The following is a 20,745-nucleotide window of genomic DNA, read 5'->3' as shown; positions in this document are numbered from 1 at the left end:
CGAACAGCACTGTGACCAGTTACAAGTCTGTTCACCAGAAGTGCAAAAGGAAATTCTCATGAAGTCTGACATCCACCCCGAGTACGCTCCCGTGGTCTTTCGCGACCTCGCCTCCGGTGCGACCTTCCTGACTCGTTCGACGGTCTCCAGCAAGAAGACCATCGAGTGGGAAGACGGAACCACGTACCCGGTCATCGACGTGGAAATCTCCTCCGAGTCGCACCCGTTCTACACGGGCAAGCAGCGCATCATGGACTCCGCCGGACGCGTGGAGAAGTTCAACTCGCGCTACAAGGGTTTCGGCAAATAGCACCTGTTTTTTAGTTCCAACGAAAAAGCGACCAGCCTTGGCTGGTCGCTTTTTCGTATCTGGAGTTGGTTGCTTAGCGCTGGTCCTAGTTAGCGATGGTCCTAGTTAGCGCTGGGGCCAGACAGTATCGGCCAAAAATTCGGGATCGCGGCCGCGGCGCATGTATTCCTGAAAGCTTTCGGCCTGCTGGCGATACCAAGTGACCTGCAGGGCGTGCATCTCATCGAGGGTGGTCGGCAGGGCCACGCGGTGCGCGCGGTGAATCGCCTGGGCGACCCGGCCGGCGGCGATCGCATCCGCTCCGGCATCGTGCGCTTCATCGAGGCTGACACCGTAGAACGCGCTCGTCACCTCGAGGGTGCGCTTCCCCTTGCGGTACTTGTCGACGGCCTTGTCAATGACGAGGGGGTCGACCACCGGGCTGGGGGAGACGAGCGGGGCGATGCCATAGCGCACGGCTTCACGATTGAGCAGGGTGAGGTCGTACGGGGCGTTGTAGGCGACGATGGGCAGTCCGTCGGCCAGGTGTGCGCGAAGTGCCGCAACAATCTCGGCGACGGCTTCGGTGGCGACGCGACCGTGTTGCACGGCGTGCTGGGTCGTGATGCCGTGCACGTTGGTGGCACCGGCGGGAATCTCAACGCCCGGATCGACGAGCCAGTCGATGCGCTCAACGGCGGTGCCGCTCGCGTCGAGGACTGCGACGGTGGCCGACACGATGCGGCAGGATTCTACGTCGATGCCGGTGGTCTCAAGGTCGAATACGGCGAGGTGATCGCTCCAGGTGCTCATACTTCAACCCTAGGGCCGACCACCGACACACTTCCGCGGCGCCACTCTCCGGCGAGAGAACTGGCCGCGAGCGCTGAGATCGACCTAGGAGTTGCGGGTGGGTCACGTCCGGCGTAGGCGGTCGGCACGCGAGGCACAATGCTGGACTTCGGCGCCGCAGTGTCTGTTGCCAGCAACCAACGCGGTTGCGTCCCGGAGTGGGGTCGGCTATCGGCAGGGAATTCGTTAGAGCCTAATGCGACGGTTGATGACATTCTCGGCGCTCTCGCGCATGGTGTGGTTGCGGGCGCGGGCATCCGCTCGCAATCTCTTGAAGGCTTCGTCCATGTCGACGGTGCTGAGCTGGGCGATGACCCCCTTGGCCTGTTCAATCACGATGCGGCTGTTGAGGGCACGTTGCAGCTGTTCGTTGACCACGGCGTCTTCGCGCACGGTGCGTTCCTGCAGAATGCTGATCGTTGCAACGTCAGCCATGGCCTGGCCGATAGCAGCGTCTTCGGGTGTGACATCGCCGGTCTCGGTACGGAACAGATTGAGAGCGCCGATCGCCCGGTTACGTACCCGCATGGGAATGGCGTGCACCGAGCGGAAACCCTGGGACAGCGCGGCCGCCTTGAAAACGGGGTAGGTATCGCCGGAAGCGGCGATATCGCCCATGGTGACGACCTTGCCGGTGAGGTAACAGTCAACGCACGGCCCGGCCCCGGCCTGCTGTTGCAAAACTTCGACGAGATAACTTTCCTCGCTGGTTGAGGCGACGACCTGCAGCTCGCCGCTCGGATCGGCCAGCAGGAGGCCGGCAGCTGAGGCGTCGAGCAACTCAACGCATTCCTCGACGAGGGTGTGCAGCACGTCGAGAACGTCATATTCGCCCACCAGAGTGTCCGTCAACTTCACGAAGGCGGCGCTCACCATCGAGGCGCGAGTCTGAGTGACCATGGGTTAATTCTATGACCTTTCCTGTTTTTTTACTCGGTTTCCGGCGTGAACTGCAATCGCCGCGCAACCACGTCACCGGCGATCGTGCGCACGGTCTTGCCGTGCGCAAACGCGTGCCCGCGCAGGAGCAGCAGCGCATCCGTCGGCGTGACATTCATCTGCACAAGCACCATGCCGGTGGCCTGATGAATTTCCCGCCTCGACAGGGGAGAAGCCTCCGTAATCGTCGCTGACGCGGTGGATTCCTTGACCCGAAGCAGCCGATCCAACAGGTTCCAGGCGGTTTGGTTGGCCAGGACCAGTGCTTTCGCCCGGTCGGTGCGATCCAGCGCTCCGGAGGTGGTGCTGTAGAGCTCGACGATGCCCACATCGAGCGCGCCGAGGGTGAGTGGAAAAACGTAGAGCGCCTCCACCTCGGTGTCCAAAAGTGCCGAGAAAAAGACCGGCCAGAGCGGATGCTCACCCTCGCGCACGCGAGGTTCGAGCACGGGAATACGCGTGCGCGCCGCCTCCCACCGGGGGCCTTCGCCCAAATCGAACTGAAGCTCATCAAGGCGAGCGGCAAGCCCATCGGTGGCGCAGACGACCGTTTCGGGAACGGCCCCGACAAACACCGAAACCGCAGCACCGGTGACCGGCAACGCGTCGAGAAATTTGGCGCACAGCGCCACGTCTTCGACGCCACAATTTGAGCTGGACCATTCAGGCACGATCGACCGGCCTCCAGACCTAGGACGACAGCTTGCTGGTCTTAAGGATACGTGCCATCGGTTGCGGCAACAAGGACAGCGGAAGAGCTTTTGCCGAGCTCGCAGCATCGGTTTATCTGCCGCAGCATTCGTTTAATTGCGTGTCAACCGCAGTGCAGCCAGTAGAAGCTCTGCGCACCCAGTGTGAGCGTGAGCGATCCCTCGTCGTTGAAGCTCGGAAAGACTGCTCCACCGAACAGGTCGTACAACCGCGTTCCGGCCATGTCGACGTCGTCGATCGTGAACGCGACCGGGTTGTGCGAGAAACTGAACACGCACAGCACGGTTTCGGGCTGGTCGCCGAACATCGAGCCGGAGCCGGCGTAGCTGCGGGTGAACACCAACACGGATTCGTGGTTGGTATTGAGCACGCGGATCGTGCCGAGTCCGAAGGTCTGGTGTGCCTTGCGCACGTGGATCACATTGCGAATCCAGTGCAGGAGCGACCCGGACTGGGCCAGCTGCGACTCCACGTTGGTCTGGGTGAAGTTGTAGACGAGGGACTGCACAACGGGCAGAAACAGCTTGCCGGGATCGGCATCCGAAAAACCGGCATTGCGGTCGGGGGTCCACTGCATCGGCGTACGCGAACTGTCCCGGTCGGGCAGCCAGATGTTGTCGCCCATGCCGATCTCATCGCCGTAGTACAGAAACGGGCTGCCAGGCAGGGCGAACAGCAGGGCGTGGGCCAGTTCCAGCTCGGCCCGCGAATTGTCGAGCAGCGGAGCGAGCCGTCTGCGGATGCCGATATTGGCGCGCATCCGCGGGTCGTAGGCGTACCAGCCATACATGGCCTGCCGATATTCCTCGCTGACCATCTCGAGAGTGAGTTCGTCGTGGTTGCGTAGGAATACGCCCCAGCCGGCGCCCTCGGGGATGTCGGTCGTTTCGGAGAGCACCCGCACCAGCTCGTTGGCCTGCTGGGAACGTAGCGAGTAGAAGATGCGCGGCATCACCGGAAAGTCGAAGGCCATATGGCACTCCGGTTCGTCCTCGCTGCCGAAGAAGGCGGCGACCTCGCGGGGCCATTGGTTGGCCTCGGCGATCATGACCCGGCCCGGATAGTCGCGGTCGACCATGGCCCGCAGACGCTTGACGAACTCGTGAGTCGGCGGCTCGCCCTCACCGTTGCCCTCTTCGGACTCGAACAGGTAGGGGATCGCGTCGAGTCGAAAGCCATCGACGCCGAGGTCGAGCCAGAAGCGGATGACGTCGAAGATCGCCTCCTGAACGGCCGGGAGCTCGAAGTTCAGGTCGGGCTGGTGCGAGAAGAACCGGTGAAAGAAGAACTGGCGGCGTACCGGGTCGAAGGCCCAGTTCGATTCCTCGGTGTCGGTGAAGATGATGCGAATGTTGGGGTACCGCTCGTCGGTGTCACTCCAGACATAGAAGTCGCCGTAGGGCCCGTCCGGGTCTTCACGGGACTGCTGAAACCATTCGTGCTGGTCCGAGGTGTGGTTGAGCGGAAAATCGATCACGATGCGCATGTTACGTTCGTGCGCCTTGGTGACGAGATCCTTGAATTCCTCGAGGGTACCGAACTCCGGCAAAATCGTGCGGTAGTCGGCCACGTCGTAACCGCCGTCTTTCAGCGGAGAGTTGAAGAACGGCGGAATCCACAGGGCGTCGATTCCGAGCCACTGCAGGTAGTCGAGCTTCGATACCAGCCCGGAGAGATCGCCGGATCCATCGGCGTTGCTGTCCACGAAGGAACGAACCATCACCTCGTAGAAGACGGCGCGGCGATACCACAGCGGGTCGAGGGCCAATCCGGGTAACTGAATGGGGGCGGTGAAACTCACGGCTGTCCTTCCGTCCCCGCAAAGGGCTCTCTCTCGTTGCGCGTCGTGGCTTGAGTCTAGATCGAGCGATCCGGTTCAGGTCCAGCTTTGCGGAAGTCTCCCGCCTAAACTAGGGCCGGTGATCGTTTCTTCTCCCTACGACAAAGTCCTGGCTGGCCTGACGGTGCGCGAACTCACGGCATCCGTTCTCGGTGCCAACGGGCGAAGCAGCGCCACCCAATACTGGGAATACGGCGACCCCGCCGCCACGACCACTCTGGTTCTCGTGCACGGGTTTCGCGGCGATCACCACGGACTGCAACTGGTCGTGGCCGAGATGCTCGGTGCCGGTGAATTGTCCAGGGCCGTCGAAACGGATGCCGCAGCTCCCGCCCTGCGCATCATCGCACCGGACCTGCCCGGATTTGGCCGGTCGGAGCCGCTCCCCGACGGGGACCATTCCCTGGCCGGATACGCCCGCTGGCTGCGCGAATTTCTCAAGGTACTGGCCCCCACGGGGCGTCTGGTCGTGCTCGGGCATTCCTTCGGATCAATCGTGGTCGCCGCGGCCGTCGCCGAGGGGCTGGCCGCCGACGACGTCGTTCTGGTCAACCCGATCGCCGCCCCGGCGTTGTCCGGACCGCGCGGAATTCTGACCCGACTGGCCGTCTTCTACTACTGGGCCGCAGCATCCCTTCCGGAGCGGTGGGGCTACGCCCTGCTGCAGAATCGAGCTATCGTGCGCGTCATGAGCGTGAGCATGGCGAAAACGCGGGACCCGGCGTTGCGGCGCTGGATCCACAACCAGCACGATCGATACTTCAGTGCCTTCGCAAACCGTCAGGTGGTCATGGCGGCGTTCACCGCTTCGGTCAGCCACGACGTGAGCGAATTTGCGGCACGCATTCGGCAACCGACGCTGTTGATCGCGGCCGACCGCGACGACATCACACCGCTCGACGCGCAATATCGGTTGCAGAGCTTGTTCCCGAACGCGACCTTGCGCGTCGTCGACAACGTGGGTCACCTCATCCACTATGAAACGCCGAAACCGGCGGCCACCTACATTCGTGAATTTCTTGCCGAGGAGCGACCGGAGTGAGAATCGTGGTCGACTGCCGGTACGTCCGCTTGGATCAGCACGACGGCATCAGCCGGTACACCGCTGGTTTGGTGACCGAACTCGGCCGGCTGCATCCGCTCACCATGCTGATCAGCGACCATCGGCAACTGGCGATGTTGCCGGCCTTGCCGTGGCAGCTTGTGCGGGCACCGACCAGTCTGCTCGAACCGCTGATCGCGCTGTCGGTCAACCGGTTGAAGCCCGACGTGGTGTTCAGTCCGATGCAGACCATGGGCTCGTGGGGCCGCAAGTATCGGCTGTTTCTCACCGTGCACGACCTCATTTATTACCGCAACCGCACACCACCGCGTGACCTGCCCGCGTTTATCCGTCTGCTCTGGCGGGCCTACCACCTCTCCTGGTGGCCACAGCGGATGCTGCTCAACGGCGCCGACGGCGTCGTGACCGTGTCCGAGACCACCCGGACGCTGATCACAGAGCACCGGCTCACCCGGCGACCGGTCACGGTGGTGGCTAACGCAGCCGATCCCGTTCTGGGGGCGGTGCGTCATCGCAGCATTCCGGAGACCACCCGGCTCGTCTACATGGGCTCGTTCATGCCGTACAAGAACCTCGACACCCTGGTTCTGGCCATCGCCGACCTGCCGGAATACGAGCTGCATCTGCTCAGCCGGGTGTCCGCAGCCGAACGTTCCCGGCTGAGCCGCCGCGCCCCGCAGGCGCGCCTGGTCTTTCACGATGGGGTCAGCGATGCCGATTATCACCGGCTGTTGCGCTCGGCCACCGCACTGGTGACCGCCTCGTTCGATGAGGGCTTTGGAATTCCGCTGGTCGAGGCGATGAGCCTCGGCATCCCCGTTGTGGTCAGCGACATTCCCATTTTTCGGGAGATCGGCGGGGTCGCCGCCCTGTATTTCGACCCTCGCAGCGCGAATTCCATTGCTACGGCTGTTCGGCGCCTCGCCGAGCCGGGGGAGTGGGCGGCCAGATCGGCCCAGTCAGTCGATCAGGCGGCGCGGTTCACCTGGGCCGCTTCGGCCCGAACCCTGCTCGAGGTATTGGAAGGTACCGAGCCCCCGGCATAGCCGTTCGCGGTCCGTGACCTAATGCCGTGAATCGACCGAGAGTTGCCTGAGAATTCGCTATTCATCAAACGATGACACGATTCGGCCGGCGCCGCCCCAGCACGGAAAGCGGGTCGGGTCGCTCCCTGCTGTGGCCCCGCGGCATCCACCCGGCCTGGATCATCGCCGCCGTGGCCTTTCTTGCGCTCGTCGGTGCGGCCGGATTCCGTGCGGCCCCCGGAGTGCTCATGGTGCCGATCGAGGAGGAATTCTCCTGGTCGCGGGGGAACTCGCGGCGGCCGTTGGAGTGAACCTGCTGTTGTTCGGTCTGACCGCGCCGTTCGCCGCTGCCCTGATGCAGCGATTCGGCATTCGCGGAGTGACGACGGGTGCGCTCTTCATCGTCGCAGCGGGAAGTGCGCTCAGTACCTTCGCCACGTCACCGTGGCACCTCATGCTCACCTGGGGGGTGCTGATCGGCACCGGAACGCCGCCGCCGGCTTCTGCATCATCTCCGCGGTGGTCAGCGTGAGTATTCGCCGCGGATCCCCGGCCGGCGATGCCGTTCCAGCGGCCAGGGTCAACGCCGACAAATTTGAGTAGCGGCGCAGGTCACGCGTGCAGGGCGTGTGGCCACGCGTGAGGTGCCAACTTTGGCCTCATGGTGCTCGCCGCTGGCGAAAACGAAGGGGCGAAAAGTGGCACCTCGCTCCGCTGAGGCTTTCCGCTGAACACGAGGTGCCAATTCCAGCGCCCTAAAGGCGCCCGCAGATCAGCTGGAGGCGTCACAGCACCGGCGAGGAGCCGCGGTCGCCCGGCTCGCGCATCGCCGCATCGAAGTGGGTCAGCAGCAGCTGATCGTCCGCCCAGGCGAAATCGTGCACGGACCCATTGGCGATGTACTCGCCGTGCCGAGGGCGGTCGCCGTCCGTGAGGTGACGCAGCAGCGTTCCGATGATGCCGCCGTGACTCAACACGAGAATGGATTGGCCAGTATGCCCGGCGGCAAGTGCTGATAGCGCAGGGAGCACCCGGTCAATGACGTCGCGGCGGGTCTCGAGTCCGGGAACGGCCACACCGTCAGGAAAACGGTGCTGACGCTCGGCGAAGGTGAGGCCCTCGATGGCGCCGTGGTGACGTTCGGTCAGGGCGGGAACCACCTCGGGTTCCTCCAACCCGAGCTCCGCGGCAATAATTCTGGCCGATTCCGCAGCGCGCATCAGAGGGCTGGTCACGATGGCATCCCACTGCCTGCTCTGCAGACGCTCAGCGGCGGCGACGGCTTCGGCGCGCCCGGTGGCGTTGAGGGGAATGTCGGTGCGGCCCTGGATCCGCTGGTTCAAATTCCAGTCGGTCTGGCCATGACGCACAATGGCGAACCTGGTCACGAGTGATTGCCCCGATTCACCGTTGACTCCCAGGGCCGCGCACAAGCGCGGTCAGCCCAGCAGCCGGTCGGCCAGTGCGGCGAGGGTTTCACTGGTTCCGGCCTCGAGCTTGTGCAGGGCTCGCCCGTCGCCCTTGGTCGCCCCACGGTTGATCACGATGATCGGCAGTTTGCGGCGCCTGGCCTGTTCGACCAGACGGATGCCCGAATTCACCGCGAGCGACGACCCGGCAACGATCAGGGCATCCGCAGCCTGAATCAAAGCGGCTGCCTCCAGAAACGTTTCCGTCGGCACGAGTTCACCGAAAAAGACCACCCGGGGCTTGAGCATGCCGCCACAGACCGTGCAGGCCGGCACCACGAAGTCGTCGATGTTGCCGACGTCGGCATCGCCGTCCGGAGCGATTCGGATGCTGTCCGAATCACGCAGAACCGGGTTGTCGGCCTCCAGCCGGGCAGCGATGCTATCCCGGCCGAATGCCTGCCCGCAGTCCAGGCAGATGACCCGGTCGAGGGACCCGTGCAGTTCGACGACATGGCGCGATCCGGCCCGGGTATGCAGTCCGTCGACGTTTTGGGTGATGACCCCGGCAATGGCGCCGGCGCTTTCCAGCTGCACGAGAGAACGGTGTCCGAGGTTGGGTTCGGCCCGTCGAAACACGCTCCAGCCCAGGTGGCTGCCGGCCCAATAGCGTTTGCGGGATCGTTCGTCGGCGACAAAGGTCTGAAAGGTCATCGGCGTGCGCTTCGGCGCGCCTTCCCCGCGATAATCGGGAATTCCCGAATCGGTGCTGAGGCCGGCGCCGGTGAGCACGGCGGCGCGCTTGCCGCGCAGGAGCGTGGCGACGGCATCCACTGCCCGCTCGGAATCGAGGGCAACCGCCGAGGCGAGTGCGGCGTCGGCGTCGGGGGCGTCGGTGGGCTCGAGCGCGTCCACCAGGACCGTGTCGCGGGGCACAACCGAGTCGGCAGTCATCGGCGTTCCTTTCGGGCAGAGACGGGCAGCAAAAGAGGCTGGTCCCTTGATTCTAAACTCGTCTGTTTTCCCGTTTGACTACCCACCTGTCAGGCTTGAGCTCAATACCTCTTCTGAAAGGCACTTTTCCGTGCAGATCACCCGCATTACCGACCTGTCCAGCCCGGGTCTAGCCGACTATTCGCGTTTGACCGACGTCGCGCTGCGACGAGTGCTGGAGCCGGCCGGCGGCCTCTATATCGCCGAGTCACCCAAGGTCATTGCTCGTGCTCTTCGGGCCGGTCATCGTCCGCGCTCGCTACTCATTCAGGAACAGTGGATGCCCGACGCCCAGCGTTTGCTCGCCGACTGGCCCGACGTTCCGGTTTATGTCGGCGAGGCGAGCGTGTTGGAACAGCTGACCGGCTACAACCTGCATCGCGGTGCCCTCGCCGCGATGCACCGGCCGGTGCTCGAGCCGGTCGAGGCGCTTCTCATCCAGGCCCGCCGCATCGTGATCCTCGAAGACATCGTCGACCACACCAACGTCGGGGCCATCTTTCGCTCCGTGGCCGGGCTCGGCGCCGATGCCGTGCTGATCACCCCGCGCTGCGCCGACCCGCTCTACCGGCGCAGCGTGCGCGTGAGCATGGGCACGGTGTTGCAGGTGCCGTGGACCCGCCTCCCGGAATGGAGCGTGGCCACCCCGCTGCTGCACGCCGCCGGTTTTCACCTCGCCGCGCTGGCGCTGGCCGACAATGCGGTTTCCCTCGACGTGTTTGCCGAGGCGCCGCCCGAGCGGCTCGCGATCATCCTCGGTGCCGAAGGCGACGGGCTCAGCCAGCACGCGCTCGAAGCCGCCGACACTGTCGTGACCATTCCGATGCTGCACGGCGTCGACTCGCTCAACGTCGCCTCCGCGAGCGCGGTCGCGCTGTACGCGCTGCGCACGCGGGCGTGAGCGCGCCGACCCGCTGAGCGCGACGAAGAAGTTAGGCTGAGCGGATGTCTCCCTCCCGGCGTGTCACCCTCCGACGGCGTCGACTCGCCGTCGCCAGCGTTCTGCTCGTGGTGCTGGGCGGCGTCGGCTATGTCGGCGCCACCACCCTGGCTCCCGTTCCGGAGAGCGCTGCCACGATCGTGCAGCCGGCGGCGCTGACCCAACCAGCCGCCGCTTTGGTCTGGCCGACTTTCGGTGAAAGCGCGATCGGCGCGGTCGGTTTTCCCGGCGTGCTGGCCTCGAGCGGCGAACAGGGCACGGTGCCGATTGCGAGCATCACCAAGATGGTCACCGCCCTCGTCATCCTCGATGCCAAACCGCTGGGCGCGGGGGAGGACGGCCCCGCGATCACTTTCACCGACGCCGACGTCGATATCTACTACGAGGTGATCGCCGAAAATGGGTCGGTTGCGCCCGTGGTCGCCGGAATGGAACTGACCCAGCGGCAGGCTTTCGAAGCGATGCTGCTGCCCTCGGCCAACAACTATGCGGCGTCTCTCGCGGTGTGGGCGTTCGGCTCGACCGACGGCTACCTGGCGGCGGCGAAAACCTGGCTGGCCGACAACTCACTCAGCCAGACCAGCGTCGCCGACACGAGCGGCATCTCGTCGTTGAGCGTGAGCACTCCGGCCGACCTCGTTGAGATCGGCAAGCTCGTCGTCGGTCACCCGGCGCTGGCCGAAATCGTCGCCCTGCCCTCGGCGGTGCTGCCGGTCATCGGCACGGTCACCAACACCAACAAGCTGCTCGGTCGCGACGGCGTCGACGGTATCAAGACCGGTACAACGGATGTCGCCGGTGCCTGCCTGCTCTTTTCCACCGATTTCACCGTCGGCGACAACACAGTCACTCTCGTAGGCGTGATGCTGGGTGGCGACACCCACTCCGAACTCAATTCGGCGATCGCGGCGCTGATCCAGAGTGTGCAGCCCGGGTTCCACGACGTCGTCCTGGCCGAGGCCGGCACCGTGTACGGCAGCTATAGGACCCAGTGGGGTGACGTGAGCGATATCGTCGCCGCGCGGGCGGCATCCGCTTTGGTCTGGTCAGACTCACCTATTTCGGGTTCCGCGACGGCGACCGATTTGCAGCTGGGCCGGGCCGGCGACGACGTCGGCGAGTTGTCGTTCACGACCGGCACGGGATCTCCGGTGATGGTGCCGCTTGAACTGCAGGACAGCGTCACCGATCCCGGCCCGGCCTGGCGTATGGGCCACCCGGGCGAACTCGCCGCCGGCTGACCCGCCCGGCCACGACCTGCCCCGTCTAGTGGACCGAAATGCGGGTTAGACGCGGGGGAGCGTGGAGGGGCCGGCTTTGGGACGTTTAGGCAGTATGTGATCGCCGGAGGACTGGTGGCGCACCCGGCGCAGCACCCACGGCACGAGGTACTCCCGCGCCCAGACAAAATCTTCGGTGCGGGCCTGCCGCCAGGTGGTTCCGGGCATGGGCTCCGGCTCGCTCGGCTCGAGTGAGTTCTTCACATTGAGGGTGTGCAACACCATGCGCGCCACGGTGTGGTGCCCGAGGGCGTTGAGGTGCAGCCGGTCGGGCGCCCACATGCGCGGATCCTGAATTTCGGTGAGCTGCCACATGTCGGCCACGATGCAGTCGTACTTCGTGGCAATGGCCCGGATATTCTCGTTGTAGATCGCGACCTTGCCGCGAATGCTGCGAAACACGGGAGAGAATCCCACGTCGGCTCCGGTGAACAGCACGACCGTCGCGCCGTCCCGGGAGAGCCCGGAAATCACCTCATCGCAGCGGGCCGCGATGAAATCCGGGTCAGTTCCGGGACGAATGACGTCGTTGCCGCCGGCTGAAATCGTGATCAGGTCCGGGCGCAGGGCCAGCGCTGGCTCGATCTGTTCGTCGGCGATCTGCCGGATGAGTTTGCCGCGCACGGCCAGGTTGGCATAGGCGAAATCATCGGTCCCTTCGCTCAGTACCTCGGCGACCCGGTCTGCCCAGCCCCGGTGCCCACCAGGGCTCTGCTCTTCCGGGTCACCGATGCCCTCGGTGAACGAATCGCCGAGCGCGACGTAGCGCGACCATGGATGCTGTTGCTTCGTCATCAAACCATTGTGTCTGAACCCTGAGCCATTGGTGCAAACGGTGCCGTCGGCGACGAACGTCGGTGGTCTTTGGTAGATTTGTGAGAAGTGAATACTCCATCGGTTTTCGGTCCCGCGCAGGGAACGAGTGCAGCCGAACACCTGTCGCCGTCCTTCCCCGAACGCGCGGCCTGGGGTACCGCCGGCAAGCTGCGCGCCTGGCAGGCCGAGGCGCTCGAGGCCTACTTCGTGCACGAGCCACGCGACTTTCTCGCCGCGGCAACGCCGGGAGCGGGAAAGACCACGTTTGCCCTGCGCCTGGCCGCTGAACTCCGCTCCCGGCGCACAATCGACCGCATCACCGTTGTCGCGCCGACCGAGCATCTCAAAAACCAGTGGGCGGATGCTGCGGCACGCGCCGGCATCCGTCTCGATCCAATGTTCAAGAACGCCGACCGCAGTTACGGCAGCCACTATCACGGCGTCGTCGTCACCTATGCCCAGGTGGCTGCCCGCGCCGCCCTGCACAAGCAGCTCACCGAGTCCAGCCGCACCCTGGTCATCCTCGACGAGATTCACCACGGGGGAGATGCCCTCAGCTGGGGCGACGCGATTCGTGAGGCCTTCGGCCCGGCCACCCGGCGCCTCTCACTCACCGGCACCCCGTTTCGCTCGGACACCTCGCCGATCCCGTTCGTCAGTTACCTGCCCGACAAACACGGCATCCGTATGTCGCAGAGCGACTATGCCTATGGCTACGGTCGGGCCCTCGCCGACGGTGTTGTGCGCCCGGTGATGTTCATGGTCTACGCCGGGCACATGAAGTGGCGTACCCGGGCCGGCGACGAGATGGAAGCCAAGCTCGGCGAGGGCAACGCCAAGGACATCACCAGCCAGGCCTGGCGCACCGCGCTCGAGCCCAGCGGGCAGTGGATTCCCTCGGTGCTGCGCGCCGCGAACTCCCGACTGACCGAGGTGAGGCGCGGCATTCCGGATGCCGGTGGCCTCGTCATTGCCACGGACCAGACCACCGCACGCGCCTACGCCGTCATCCTCGAGGACATCTGCGGTGAACCGGTCACCATTGTGCTCTCCGACGAGAAGGAAGCCAGCGACCGGATCGACGAGTTCTCCAAGAACACCCGTCGGTGGATGGTGGCCGTGCGCATGGTGTCGGAGGGCGTCGACGTGCCGCGGCTCGCCGTCGGTGTCTACGCGACCAGCGCGGCCACACCGCTGTACTTCGCCCAGGCGATCGGCCGGTTCGTGCGCGCGCGCCGACGCGGCGAAACGGCATCCATTTTTCTGCCCAACGTGCCCGGGCTGCTCAGCCTCGCCAACGCGCTAGAGCTGGAACGCGATCACGCCCTCGATCGCAGCAATCGTGACGACGGCGACGACGGCATGTACAACCCCGAAGATGCCATGGTCGCCGCGGCGAACAAGGACGACAAGGCGTCAGACGACCTCGGCCTGGACGACTTCACTTGGCAGGCCCTCGACTCGCAGGCGACCTTCGACATGGTCATGTTCGACGGCGACGAATTCGGTGAGCTCGCCGAACCGGGCACCGACGAGGAATTCGACTTCATCGGCATCCCCGGCCTGCTCGAACCGGAACAGGTGTCGGAGCTGCTGCGTCAACGCCAGTCACGGCAGTCCAAACGTTCAACCGACAAGCGCAAGGATCCGGTGACAGGGGAGATCGCCCCGCTCGAGCCGCCGCCCCTGTACCGAACCCTGAAGGAACAGCGCACCCTGCTGTCGAGCCTCGTGGGCATGTGGTCCAAGCTCGCCAACGAACCGCACGGCATGATCCACGCGGAGATGCGTCGGATCTGCGGCGGGCCCGCCGTCGCCCAGGCCAGCGTGACCCAGCTGCAGATGCGGATCGATCTGCTGCGCCGCCGCCTCGGCCGCAGCTAGGCCGTCGCGACTGCTCCCACCGGCACGCGGGCGACCAGCAGGGCGGTGAGGATGTCGTCCATCAGATCGTCGACGTGCTCGAGCCCGATCGACAGCCGCACGATGCCGGCCCCCGGTCGTGCATCAGCCGCCACCGGTCGGTGGGTGAGCGAGGCCGGATGCTGCACGAGCGAATCGACCCCGCCGAGTGACACCGCGTGGGTGATCAGTCGCAGCGCCTCGGTGAAGCGCACGGCGGCGGCAAAGGAGCCGAGATCGAGCGCGATCAGGGACCCGGCCCCGGTGCTCTGCCTGCCGATCAGCCCGTGCGGGTCCTGGCCGGGCAGCCCCGGGTAGAGCACCCGGGTCAGCGCCGGATGGGCGCTGAGCCGGTCAGCAATCTCGCCAGCACTCGTCTGTTGGGCGCGCACCCGAATCGGCAGGGTGCGCAGCCCGCGATGCAGCAGGTATGCGTTGAACGGCTGCAGCAGGCCGCCGGTCAGCGCGCGTACCTGTCGCAGCCGCACCATCCACTCGGCCGGCCCGGACACCGTGCCGCCCATAGCATCGCCGTGACCGCCGAGAAACTTGGTCGCACTGTGCAGCACGAGCGTGGCGCCCGACTCGACCGGGCGCTGCAACACGGGCGTCGCAAAGGTGTTGTCCACCAGCACGGGAACCGAACCGGCAGCATTCGCCACCGCCCGGATGTCGGTCAACTCAAGCGTCGGGTTGGCCGGTGACTCCAGAATGACCAGACCGGTATTTGAGCGGATGGCCGCACCAACGCCGGCCAGGTCGGTCCAGGTGACCGTCGTGCCGAGCAGCCCGTTCGCGAGAACATGATCGGTACCGCCATACAGGGGACGCAGCGCCACAATGTGCGGTTTGTCGGCCGTCACGGTGGCAATAAGGGTCGCGGTCAGGGCCGCCATTCCGGTGGCGAAGGCAACGGTGCCGGCGGTCCGTTCCAGGGCCGACAGTGCGTTCTCGAACCGGGCGACGCCTGGCTGCCACAGTCGCTGGTAGACGGCGGAATCGCCTTGTTCCGGCGTGCCGCCGGTGGCGAGGTTTTCGTAGGAATCCCCGCCAGACTTCACTCCGCGCAGCGGATTGGTGGTGGACAGATCGATGCCCGGAACGTGCGTTCCGGCCTCGGTGAGACCGTCCATTCCGGCGTGCACGGCAACGGTTTCGATATGTGACAGCGGTGGCAACATGAGCCAACAGAAACAGGTTCTGCCCTTGAACGCAAGTGACCATGCAGACCCTTGCAAATAATAAAGCCGAATCGCATAAGCTTGCTAGAAATAAGGGAGTCTGCTGATGGAATCAAAGAAGCCGGAACTTGACCGGGTCGACCGTGCACTGCTGCGCGCCCTGTCGGTCAATGCTCGGGCCTCCGGTGCGGCCCTGGCCAGCGAGATCGGAGTGGCCGAGTCCACAGTATCGCTGCGACTGCGTCGGTTGCAGCAGCTCGGCCATATCCGTGGCTACCGGGCCAATATCGACCTGGCTGCGCTCGGGGCCAGCCTGCAGGCGCTTATTTCGGTGCGGCTGGCCAAACATGCCCGGGTGCAGATCGATGACTTTCGGAATGCCGCCCCGCACTGGCCCGGTGTGATCGGGCTCTTCCACACGGCCGGTGCCGACGACTACCTGCTGCACGTGGCTGCAGCGGATGCCTCGCACCTGCGCGACTTTGTGCTGGAACATCTCGCGGAGCATCCGGCCGTCGCCCACACCGAGACCAACCTGATCTTCGAGTATGTCGACGGTGATGGGTGGCAGGACCTGGTGAAGTAGGCCGGTCAGCCACGAGGATTAAAACAAGAACGCCTCCCGCGTGAGCGGGAGGCGTTCTTCGCAAGCTCTATTTAGAGGGCGCGGATGTTCTCGGCCTGAGGACCCTTGGGGCCCTGGGTTACCTCGAACTCGACCTTCTGGTTCTCATCGAGGGACTTGTAGCCATTCGACGCGATCGCGGAGTAGTGCGCGAAAACATCGGCGCTTCCGTCGTCGGGTGCGATAAAGCCGAAGCCCTTTTCAGCGTTGAACCATTTCACGGTACCTGTTGCCATTTGTAAAACTCCTCCAGGAGTGTTAGACCGGCCCCGACTGTCGGGACCGTTCGTCGCGGTATTCGTCGTCCGCTTCCGAAAGGAATGTGGCGCACTAACTGCGATCCAGATGAATCACGATCAGTGCGTTTAAGACGTGCAAGCACTACAACTTCGAGTCCAACACTAGCCCACAAGTCTGGATGGTTTCGGAATTCAGCGCCTTTTTTACCGGAAAGCGTGTCGTTTACTGCGGAAAAGGGGTGAACTCCGGTTCCACCACTGGGAATGACCGCGAATGCGAGATTGCCGAAAGCGACGACAAAACCGTCATTCCGCTGTCACAAAGTCGATCAGGTGTTCCACCCGGCCGAGAAGTTGCGGCTCCAGATCGGCAAATGTGCGCACCTGACCGAGGATACGCTGCCAGGCCCTGGCAATATCAGCCTGCTCCTCGTGCGGCCAGCCGAGTGCCGCGCAGATTCCGTGCTTCCACTCGATGTTCCGCGGTATCTCGGGCCAGGCGGCGAGGCCGACGCGAGCCGGTTTCACCGACTGCCACACGTCGACAAACGGATGCCCTACCACCAGCACGTTCGCCGCAAACGGCCCGCGCGCCACAGCCTCCGCAATGCGACTCTCCTTCGACCCCGGCACGAGGTGGTCGACGAGCACGCCGACGCGGCGCCCGGCACCCGGTCGGAACGCGCGCAGAATCTCGTCCAGGTTGTCCACGCCCTCGATGTACTCGACGACGACGCCCTCGATGCGCAGGTCGGCACCCCAGACCTTCTCCACGAGTTCGGCGTCGTGCCGGCCCTCAACGAAGATCCGGCTGGCGCGCGCGACGCGCGCCGGGGCATCCGGAACCGCCGTTGAGCCCGAGGCGGTGCGCACCCGGCCGAGGGCTGCCGCCATGGTCGGAGCTATCAGGGTGACCGGTTTACCGTCGATGAGAAACCCCGAGCCGAGCGGAAACAGGCGCAGCTTGCCGTGGCGGTCTTCCAGAGTGACGATCTTCTTCTCGACCCGAATGACGGCCCCGCAGAACCCGGTCGCGACCTCTTCCACCACGAGGTCCCTGGTCGCTTCCTGGGTCGGAATAATGATGCGACCGGCCTCGCGCCAGCCGGGGGAGAGCACGTCTGCGCTGTATCGATCGTCCATTGCATCGACGCTAGCTGATGCTCGCTAATACGTTAGGCAAGCCACGGTATTCTGGAGACATGTGTGGTCGATTCATCATTACCGATACGGCGCCCGATCTGGCTGCCATGTTCGACGTCGAGCATGAGGGAGAGAACCTGCCGGAACCCTCGTGGAATATTCGGCCAACGGAGCAGATCCCCATCGTGCTCGAGTCGGCGCGCACCGATCCGGCCGTGCGCCGGCTGGAATCGGCGCGCTGGTCCCTGATTCCGTCCTTCGCCACCGAGCCCACCTCGAAGTTCCCGACCTTCAATGCGCGAGCCGAGACCGCCGCCGAGAAACCCACCTTCAAAACGTCGGTGCGTTCCCGGCGTGCGCTCGTGCCGGCCACCGGCTATTACGAGTGGCACACCGACGGAACTACGAAGAAGCCGTACTTCATCCACTCGGACGACGGCCTTCCGCTCGCCTTCGCCGGCCTGTACGCCTGGTGGAAGAATCCGGCGGCCGCCGACGATGACCCAGCGCGGTGGGTGCTGTCCGCCACAATCCTGACAACGGATGCTCTGGGCCCGCTCACGCAGATTCACGACCGCACCCCCGTTCCCCTGCCCGAGGAGTGGTGGGACCAGTGGCTGGATCCGGCGACGGACGGCGACCAGACGCTCGTCGATGCTGCTGTCGCCGCATCCCATGAGGTTGTGGAAACACTGAACTTCTACGCGGTCGCCCCGGTCGTCGGCAATGGACCCGAACTGATCGAGCCGCTCGACGCGATCGTCGGCGATTCCCTGTAATTCCGATCGGCCCCAGCCGGTACGCTCGAATAAGTACGTTCAAACCAGTTGCTGGGCGAAAACACCGGGCACTGCCGTGAAAGGGTTTCCCATGCACATTGTCGCCTTCATCGCCGCGTTCGCGATCTTCGTCCTCGGCCTCTGGCTGTTCGGTCTGGCGTTCTCCGTCACGTCGCTCATGGGCCTGACCTTCGTAGCCGGAATTCTCTGCGTGTCCCTCTCCATGGCGATCCCGTTCCACCTGCTGCGCGACTAGCAGCCACGCTGAACCCTCGCTGCTGTGAGACCGTCCCCCTCGGCGGGATGTCAGATTCCCGCGATACGGTGGATCCTCTGATCGTCTCGGAGACGATCTGCTCGCACCCGCAGAAAGGTACCGTTCAGGATGCATGACAGCCCGGCCGCATCCACCCCCTACGAGGTGCTCGGTGTGAGCCCAACGGCGACCAACGACGAGTTGCGCCGCGCTTACCGGCTCCTCCTGCGCAAAACTCACCCCGACGTCGGAGGCAGCGCGACCCGGTTTCATGCCGTTCAGCTGGCGTGGGAACGCATCGGTACTCCCGATCACCGGGCGGCCTACGATCGCCGTCGCTTCGGTGACACGGATCCAGAAGCGGATGCCTACGCCGCCCCCGCCGCCCGTGGCCCGGCCACAAAATCCAGCCTGAAAACCCGCATGCACGGTCACCCCGGCGGCCAGGCACGCCTGAGATACCTGGATCTCGTGCGCGAATGGGCCGGCCGCGGTACCGTCATCGACGATCCGTACGCGCCAGCCCTGATCCGCAGCGCCCCCCGTCTCGTGCGGCACTGCCTCGCCAAGGCCCTCGCCGAGGAGGCCACCGCCCAACTCGTGGCCAACCTCGGCATCGGATTCACCGCCTGGCACGACATCGACACCGGCCCGCAGACCGACAAACTCGACCACATCATCCTCGGCCCGGCCGGCCTGTTCGGCATCCTCTCCGAAGACTGGGGCGGCCCGGTGCAGCTGCGCCGCGGCGAACTGGTCGGTGACGATCTCGACCCCGACGACCGCCCGATCCATCAGTTCGAAGACGCCGCCAAATCGATCACGCGTGCCCTCAAGGTGCGTTTCACCGCCCTCATTATCGTGCTGCCCGACGGCACACTCGACGAAGCGGTATCGCTGCCGAAGCGCGGCCGCCGCCCGATGATCATCGGCATTCCGCGGTCACGACTGGTCGGCGTGCTGCGCGAGGGACTGATCGGCATGGAACGGGGCAGCTTCGAGAAGGTCTTCGAGCTGCGCAGCACGCTGCAGAACGGCATCCGCTTCGTCAATACGTGACGATCAGGCGGGCAGCGCCAACTTGTCGACCCAGTAACGCAGAAAAGTCGCCCCGGCTTCATCGTGAATCTGATCACCGATGACGATGACCGGATACGGCCGGTCGAGAATTCCATCGGCCGGGCGCACGTCGACGTGCGACACGTCATAGCCGGCCTCGTGCAGGTGGTCGGCCATACGGTAGTCGCTGCATGAATCACCCACCGACCGCCACAACCGGGGAAGCGGACCGCTCTCGGCAAAGAAATCGAGCGCCCGCTTGGCCGCATGGTCCTTGTCCAAGGTGACCGATTCGATATCGGTCGAAATGATGGTGGCGTCCAGCCGAAACGGAATCTGCCCCGACGCATCGGAGCTTTCGCGATCCTCGAATCGAACGCCGAGCCCGTGCCTGACCATAATGGCGAAAGCGGCGTCATTGAACTCGGATTGGCGGGCCTGAAAGGCCTCCCGGCTGACATCGGTGCGCTGCTCAACCGAGATCATCGCCTGCTTGGTCTCGTCGAAGAACATCTCGGCGGCGAATGAGTCGGCGACCAGTTGGCGCACTTCGTCGGTGACGGCCAGCGGTAGGGCGACGGCCCGATCAACCACGACTGTGCCCATGCCGTCTGACCCGATCGGAAACCAAACAGCACCCTTTTCACACACCCCGTACATGCGAAAATTCTCGGGCAGACCCGCGGCCACGAGCGGCGCGACGACCTGCTCGCGAATGAAATCGGCAGACCGCCCCGTAATGAAGGCGATCGGCACGTGCGCACCGGCCAGGGTGATCAGGTCGGTCACAATGCTCGGCGTACTGATCGTGCGGGTGATCGGGCTCGCAATCGGCCCGTCCACGTCCAGGAGCAGCCCCAGCGGGGACGGAGTGTTTGGCATTGGGTCATTCTCCCACAGTGACGGGCGCCTGCTGCGAACGGATGCTCCGCGCGGCCCCCAAAAAGCGCCTATCGTAGTTCGAGATGATTACGCGACGAGAAGTAGCACTGCGCCTGGATATCCCCCTGGAAATGGCCACCCGCCACGGTATTCCGTCGCGCCTGAGCGAAGCTCAGCTGGCCAGGCTGGAGGCCGAACCGCCGGCCTGGTTGCTGCAGTCGCGCGCGAATCGCACCGGAAAGAAGCCGGTCTGGGCGTCGCTCACCTGCACCATCTGTGGCTACACCGAGGCCGTGCGGCCCAAGAAATGGTGGCCGCCCTTCACCTACATCACCTGCTCGAACCACCGGGCGGATGAACTGCCCGATCCGGCCGACGGCCTCGGACGCACCGAGTGCGACGGCATCGGCAGTCAGTTCATCGGCATCACCGATGAGGCACCGAGCCGGAGCGAACCGACCCGCGATAGCCGCGAGTCCGGGGACCTGTAAATACGCTGACCCCACCGGTTGAGTGCGGCGT

Annotated in this window: 22 protein-coding genes and 1 pseudogene; 12 read left to right on the top strand and 11 right to left on the bottom strand. The window is 64.7% G+C overall.

What is annotated here, in order from left to right; genetic code table 11:
- The first annotated feature begins 58 nt into the window (after positions 1 to 58).
- On the top strand, positions 59 to 310 hold the full coding sequence (locus E3T43_RS05590; RefSeq protein ID WP_092448573.1) for a type B 50S ribosomal protein L31: 252 nt from the start codon (positions 59 to 61) through the stop codon (positions 308 to 310).
- 105 nt (positions 311 to 415) lie between these two features.
- On the opposite strand, the gene E3T43_RS05585 is transcribed toward E3T43_RS05590, so the two are convergent.
- From E3T43_RS05585 to treS, 4 genes are all read right to left on the bottom strand, one after another.
- Complete coding sequence (locus E3T43_RS05585; RefSeq protein ID WP_134471654.1) at positions 416 to 1,102, bottom strand: exonuclease domain-containing protein; 687 nt, start codon at positions 1,100 to 1,102, stop codon at positions 416 to 418.
- A 225-nt stretch (positions 1,103 to 1,327) separates the two neighbouring features.
- Entirely contained in the window at positions 1,328 to 2,041 is a 714-nt protein-coding gene (locus E3T43_RS05580) for a GAF and ANTAR domain-containing protein (RefSeq protein WP_104132461.1), read from the bottom strand.
- A 29-nt stretch (positions 2,042 to 2,070) separates the two neighbouring features.
- Positions 2,071 to 2,751 (bottom strand): GAF and ANTAR domain-containing protein, encoded by a 681-nt coding sequence (locus E3T43_RS05575; protein ID WP_174844329.1) that lies wholly within the window; start codon positions 2,749 to 2,751, stop codon positions 2,071 to 2,073.
- A 143-nt stretch (positions 2,752 to 2,894) separates the two neighbouring features.
- Entirely contained in the window at positions 2,895 to 4,592 is a 1,698-nt protein-coding gene (gene treS / locus E3T43_RS05570; RefSeq protein ID WP_134471653.1) for a maltose alpha-D-glucosyltransferase, read from the bottom strand.
- 118 nt (positions 4,593 to 4,710) lie between these two features.
- Here treS and E3T43_RS05565 point away from each other — a divergent pair, with 118 nt between their 5' ends.
- The 3 genes and pseudogenes from E3T43_RS05565 to E3T43_RS19170 all read left to right on the top strand — a co-directional run.
- A complete protein-coding gene (locus E3T43_RS05565) occupies positions 4,711 to 5,673 on the top strand; it encodes an alpha/beta fold hydrolase (protein WP_241978836.1) in 963 nt (320 codons plus the stop codon).
- Positions 5,670 to 6,740 carry a glycosyltransferase family 1 protein gene (locus E3T43_RS05560; RefSeq protein ID WP_134471651.1) on the top strand — a complete coding sequence of 357 codons (1,071 nt, stop codon included), beginning with the start codon at positions 5,670 to 5,672 and terminating at the stop codon, positions 6,738 to 6,740. Before E3T43_RS05565 ends, E3T43_RS05560 begins: the two co-directional genes overlap by 4 nt.
- Positions 6,741 to 6,811: 71 nt before the next feature.
- A pseudogene (locus E3T43_RS19170) lies at positions 6,812 to 7,209 on the top strand (MFS transporter); the annotation flags it as partial.
- A gap of 295 nt (positions 7,210 to 7,504) precedes the next feature.
- Here the strand turns inward: E3T43_RS19170 and E3T43_RS05550 are convergent.
- Together E3T43_RS05550 and E3T43_RS05545 are read right to left on the bottom strand one after the other, a co-directional pair.
- A complete protein-coding gene (locus tag E3T43_RS05550) occupies positions 7,505 to 8,107 on the bottom strand; it encodes a histidine phosphatase family protein (protein WP_166791243.1) in 603 nt (200 codons plus the stop codon).
- Positions 8,108 to 8,158: 51 nt separating this feature from the next.
- Positions 8,159 to 9,082 (bottom strand): NAD-dependent protein deacetylase, encoded by a 924-nt coding sequence (locus E3T43_RS05545; protein WP_134471649.1) that lies wholly within the window; start codon positions 9,080 to 9,082, stop codon positions 8,159 to 8,161.
- Between the two features lie 130 nt (positions 9,083 to 9,212).
- On the opposite strand from E3T43_RS05545, the gene E3T43_RS05540 reads away from it, so the two are divergent.
- Together E3T43_RS05540 and E3T43_RS05535 are read left to right on the top strand one after the other, a co-directional pair.
- Complete coding sequence (locus tag E3T43_RS05540) at positions 9,213 to 10,022, top strand: RNA methyltransferase (protein ID WP_134471648.1); 810 nt, start codon at positions 9,213 to 9,215, stop codon at positions 10,020 to 10,022.
- A gap of 44 nt (positions 10,023 to 10,066) precedes the next feature.
- Entirely contained in the window at positions 10,067 to 11,302 is a 1,236-nt protein-coding gene (locus E3T43_RS05535) for a D-alanyl-D-alanine carboxypeptidase family protein (protein WP_134471647.1), read from the top strand.
- Between the two features lie 45 nt (positions 11,303 to 11,347).
- On the opposite strand, the gene E3T43_RS05530 is transcribed toward E3T43_RS05535, so the two are convergent.
- Positions 11,348 to 12,136: an SGNH/GDSL hydrolase family protein gene (locus E3T43_RS05530; protein ID WP_134471646.1), complete on the bottom strand. Its 789-nt coding sequence runs from the start codon at positions 12,134 to 12,136 to the stop codon at positions 11,348 to 11,350.
- An 87-nt stretch (positions 12,137 to 12,223) separates the two neighbouring features.
- On the opposite strand from E3T43_RS05530, the gene E3T43_RS05525 reads away from it, so the two are divergent.
- The gene (locus E3T43_RS05525; RefSeq protein ID WP_134442072.1) at positions 12,224 to 14,041 is read left to right on the top strand and encodes a DEAD/DEAH box helicase; all 1,818 of its coding nucleotides are present in this window, start codon (positions 12,224 to 12,226) and stop codon (positions 14,039 to 14,041) included.
- Here E3T43_RS05525 and E3T43_RS05520 read toward each other — a convergent pair.
- The gene (locus tag E3T43_RS05520) at positions 14,038 to 15,240 is read right to left on the bottom strand and encodes a PLP-dependent aspartate aminotransferase family protein (RefSeq protein ID WP_134471645.1); all 1,203 of its coding nucleotides are present in this window, start codon (positions 15,238 to 15,240) and stop codon (positions 14,038 to 14,040) included. The two genes, E3T43_RS05525 and E3T43_RS05520, sit on opposite strands and share 4 nt — an antisense overlap.
- Before the next feature lie 106 nt (positions 15,241 to 15,346).
- Here E3T43_RS05520 and E3T43_RS05515 point away from each other — a divergent pair, with 106 nt between their 5' ends.
- Positions 15,347 to 15,826 (top strand): Lrp/AsnC family transcriptional regulator, encoded by a 480-nt coding sequence (locus tag E3T43_RS05515; protein WP_092107921.1) that lies wholly within the window; start codon positions 15,347 to 15,349, stop codon positions 15,824 to 15,826.
- A 71-nt stretch (positions 15,827 to 15,897) separates the two neighbouring features.
- Here E3T43_RS05515 and E3T43_RS05510 read toward each other — a convergent pair whose 3' ends face one another.
- Complete coding sequence (locus E3T43_RS05510; protein ID WP_035840308.1) at positions 15,898 to 16,101, bottom strand: cold-shock protein; 204 nt, start codon at positions 16,099 to 16,101, stop codon at positions 15,898 to 15,900.
- Positions 16,102 to 16,410: 309 nt separating this feature from the next.
- Positions 16,411 to 17,247: a DUF3097 domain-containing protein gene (locus E3T43_RS05505; protein ID WP_134442068.1), complete on the bottom strand. Its 837-nt coding sequence runs from the start codon at positions 17,245 to 17,247 to the stop codon at positions 16,411 to 16,413.
- Between the two features lie 59 nt (positions 17,248 to 17,306).
- Here E3T43_RS05505 and E3T43_RS05500 point away from each other — a divergent pair, with 59 nt between their 5' ends.
- The 3 genes from E3T43_RS05500 (at position 17,307) to E3T43_RS05495 (ending at position 19,341) form a co-directional block, all read left to right on the top strand.
- Positions 17,307 to 18,026: an SOS response-associated peptidase gene (locus E3T43_RS05500; protein ID WP_134442066.1), complete on the top strand. Its 720-nt coding sequence runs from the start codon at positions 17,307 to 17,309 to the stop codon at positions 18,024 to 18,026.
- Positions 18,027 to 18,117: 91 nt separating this feature from the next.
- Positions 18,118 to 18,282, top strand: coding sequence for a hypothetical protein (locus tag E3T43_RS18680; RefSeq protein WP_166787591.1), 165 nt, complete (start codon positions 18,118 to 18,120; stop codon positions 18,280 to 18,282).
- Between the two features lie 129 nt (positions 18,283 to 18,411).
- Complete coding sequence (locus E3T43_RS05495) at positions 18,412 to 19,341, top strand: nuclease-related domain-containing protein (protein WP_134471644.1); 930 nt, start codon at positions 18,412 to 18,414, stop codon at positions 19,339 to 19,341.
- A gap of 3 nt (positions 19,342 to 19,344) precedes the next feature.
- Here the strand turns inward: E3T43_RS05495 and E3T43_RS05490 are convergent, their stop codons facing one another.
- Positions 19,345 to 20,223: a hypothetical protein gene (locus tag E3T43_RS05490; protein WP_134471643.1), complete on the bottom strand. Its 879-nt coding sequence runs from the start codon at positions 20,221 to 20,223 to the stop codon at positions 19,345 to 19,347.
- An 83-nt stretch (positions 20,224 to 20,306) separates the two neighbouring features.
- Between E3T43_RS05490 and E3T43_RS05485 the strand changes: the two genes are divergently transcribed.
- Positions 20,307 to 20,714 (top strand): hypothetical protein, encoded by a 408-nt coding sequence (locus E3T43_RS05485; protein ID WP_134471642.1) that lies wholly within the window; start codon positions 20,307 to 20,309, stop codon positions 20,712 to 20,714.
- The last annotated feature ends 31 nt before the right edge of the window (positions 20,715 to 20,745 follow it).

The organism is Cryobacterium sp. Hh7 (assembly GCF_004403155.1).
Taxonomy (GTDB): domain Bacteria; phylum Actinomycetota; class Actinomycetes; order Actinomycetales; family Microbacteriaceae; genus Cryobacterium; species Cryobacterium levicorallinum.
The sequence above is the reverse complement of the archived record's forward strand: the minus strand, read 5'-3'. Positions and strand labels throughout refer to the sequence as shown.

Excerpts from the sequence above, each read along its gene's own strand:
- E3T43_RS05580 (WP_104132461.1), bottom strand. The coding sequence starts at position 2,041 with ATGGTCACTCAGACTCGCGCCTCGATGGTGAGCGCCGCCTTCGTGAAG.
- E3T43_RS05510 (WP_035840308.1), bottom strand. The coding sequence starts at position 16,101 with ATGGCAACAGGTACCGTGAAATGGTTCAACGCTGAAAAGGGCTTCGGC.
- E3T43_RS05530 (WP_134471646.1), bottom strand. The coding sequence starts at position 12,136 with ATGACGAAGCAACAGCATCCATGGTCGCGCTACGTCGCGCTCGGCGAT.
- E3T43_RS05500 (WP_134442066.1), top strand. The coding sequence starts at position 17,307 with ATGTGTGGTCGATTCATCATTACCGATACGGCGCCCGATCTGGCTGCC.
- E3T43_RS05535 (WP_134471647.1), top strand. The coding sequence starts at position 10,067 with ATGTCTCCCTCCCGGCGTGTCACCCTCCGACGGCGTCGACTCGCCGTC.
- E3T43_RS18680 (WP_166787591.1), top strand. The coding sequence starts at position 18,118 with ATGCACATTGTCGCCTTCATCGCCGCGTTCGCGATCTTCGTCCTCGGC.
- E3T43_RS05520 (WP_134471645.1), bottom strand. The coding sequence starts at position 15,240 with ATGTTGCCACCGCTGTCACATATCGAAACCGTTGCCGTGCACGCCGGA.
- E3T43_RS05495 (WP_134471644.1), top strand. The coding sequence starts at position 18,412 with ATGCATGACAGCCCGGCCGCATCCACCCCCTACGAGGTGCTCGGTGTG.
- E3T43_RS05590 (WP_092448573.1), top strand. The coding sequence starts at position 59 with ATGAAGTCTGACATCCACCCCGAGTACGCTCCCGTGGTCTTTCGCGAC.
- E3T43_RS05485 (WP_134471642.1), top strand. The coding sequence starts at position 20,307 with ATGATTACGCGACGAGAAGTAGCACTGCGCCTGGATATCCCCCTGGAA.
- E3T43_RS05490 (WP_134471643.1), bottom strand. The coding sequence starts at position 20,223 with ATGCCAAACACTCCGTCCCCGCTGGGGCTGCTCCTGGACGTGGACGGG.
- E3T43_RS05545 (WP_134471649.1), bottom strand. The coding sequence starts at position 9,082 with ATGACTGCCGACTCGGTTGTGCCCCGCGACACGGTCCTGGTGGACGCG.
- E3T43_RS05585 (WP_134471654.1), bottom strand. The coding sequence starts at position 1,102 with ATGAGCACCTGGAGCGATCACCTCGCCGTATTCGACCTTGAGACCACC.
- E3T43_RS05515 (WP_092107921.1), top strand. The coding sequence starts at position 15,347 with ATGGAATCAAAGAAGCCGGAACTTGACCGGGTCGACCGTGCACTGCTG.
- E3T43_RS05505 (WP_134442068.1), bottom strand. The coding sequence starts at position 17,247 with ATGGACGATCGATACAGCGCAGACGTGCTCTCCCCCGGCTGGCGCGAG.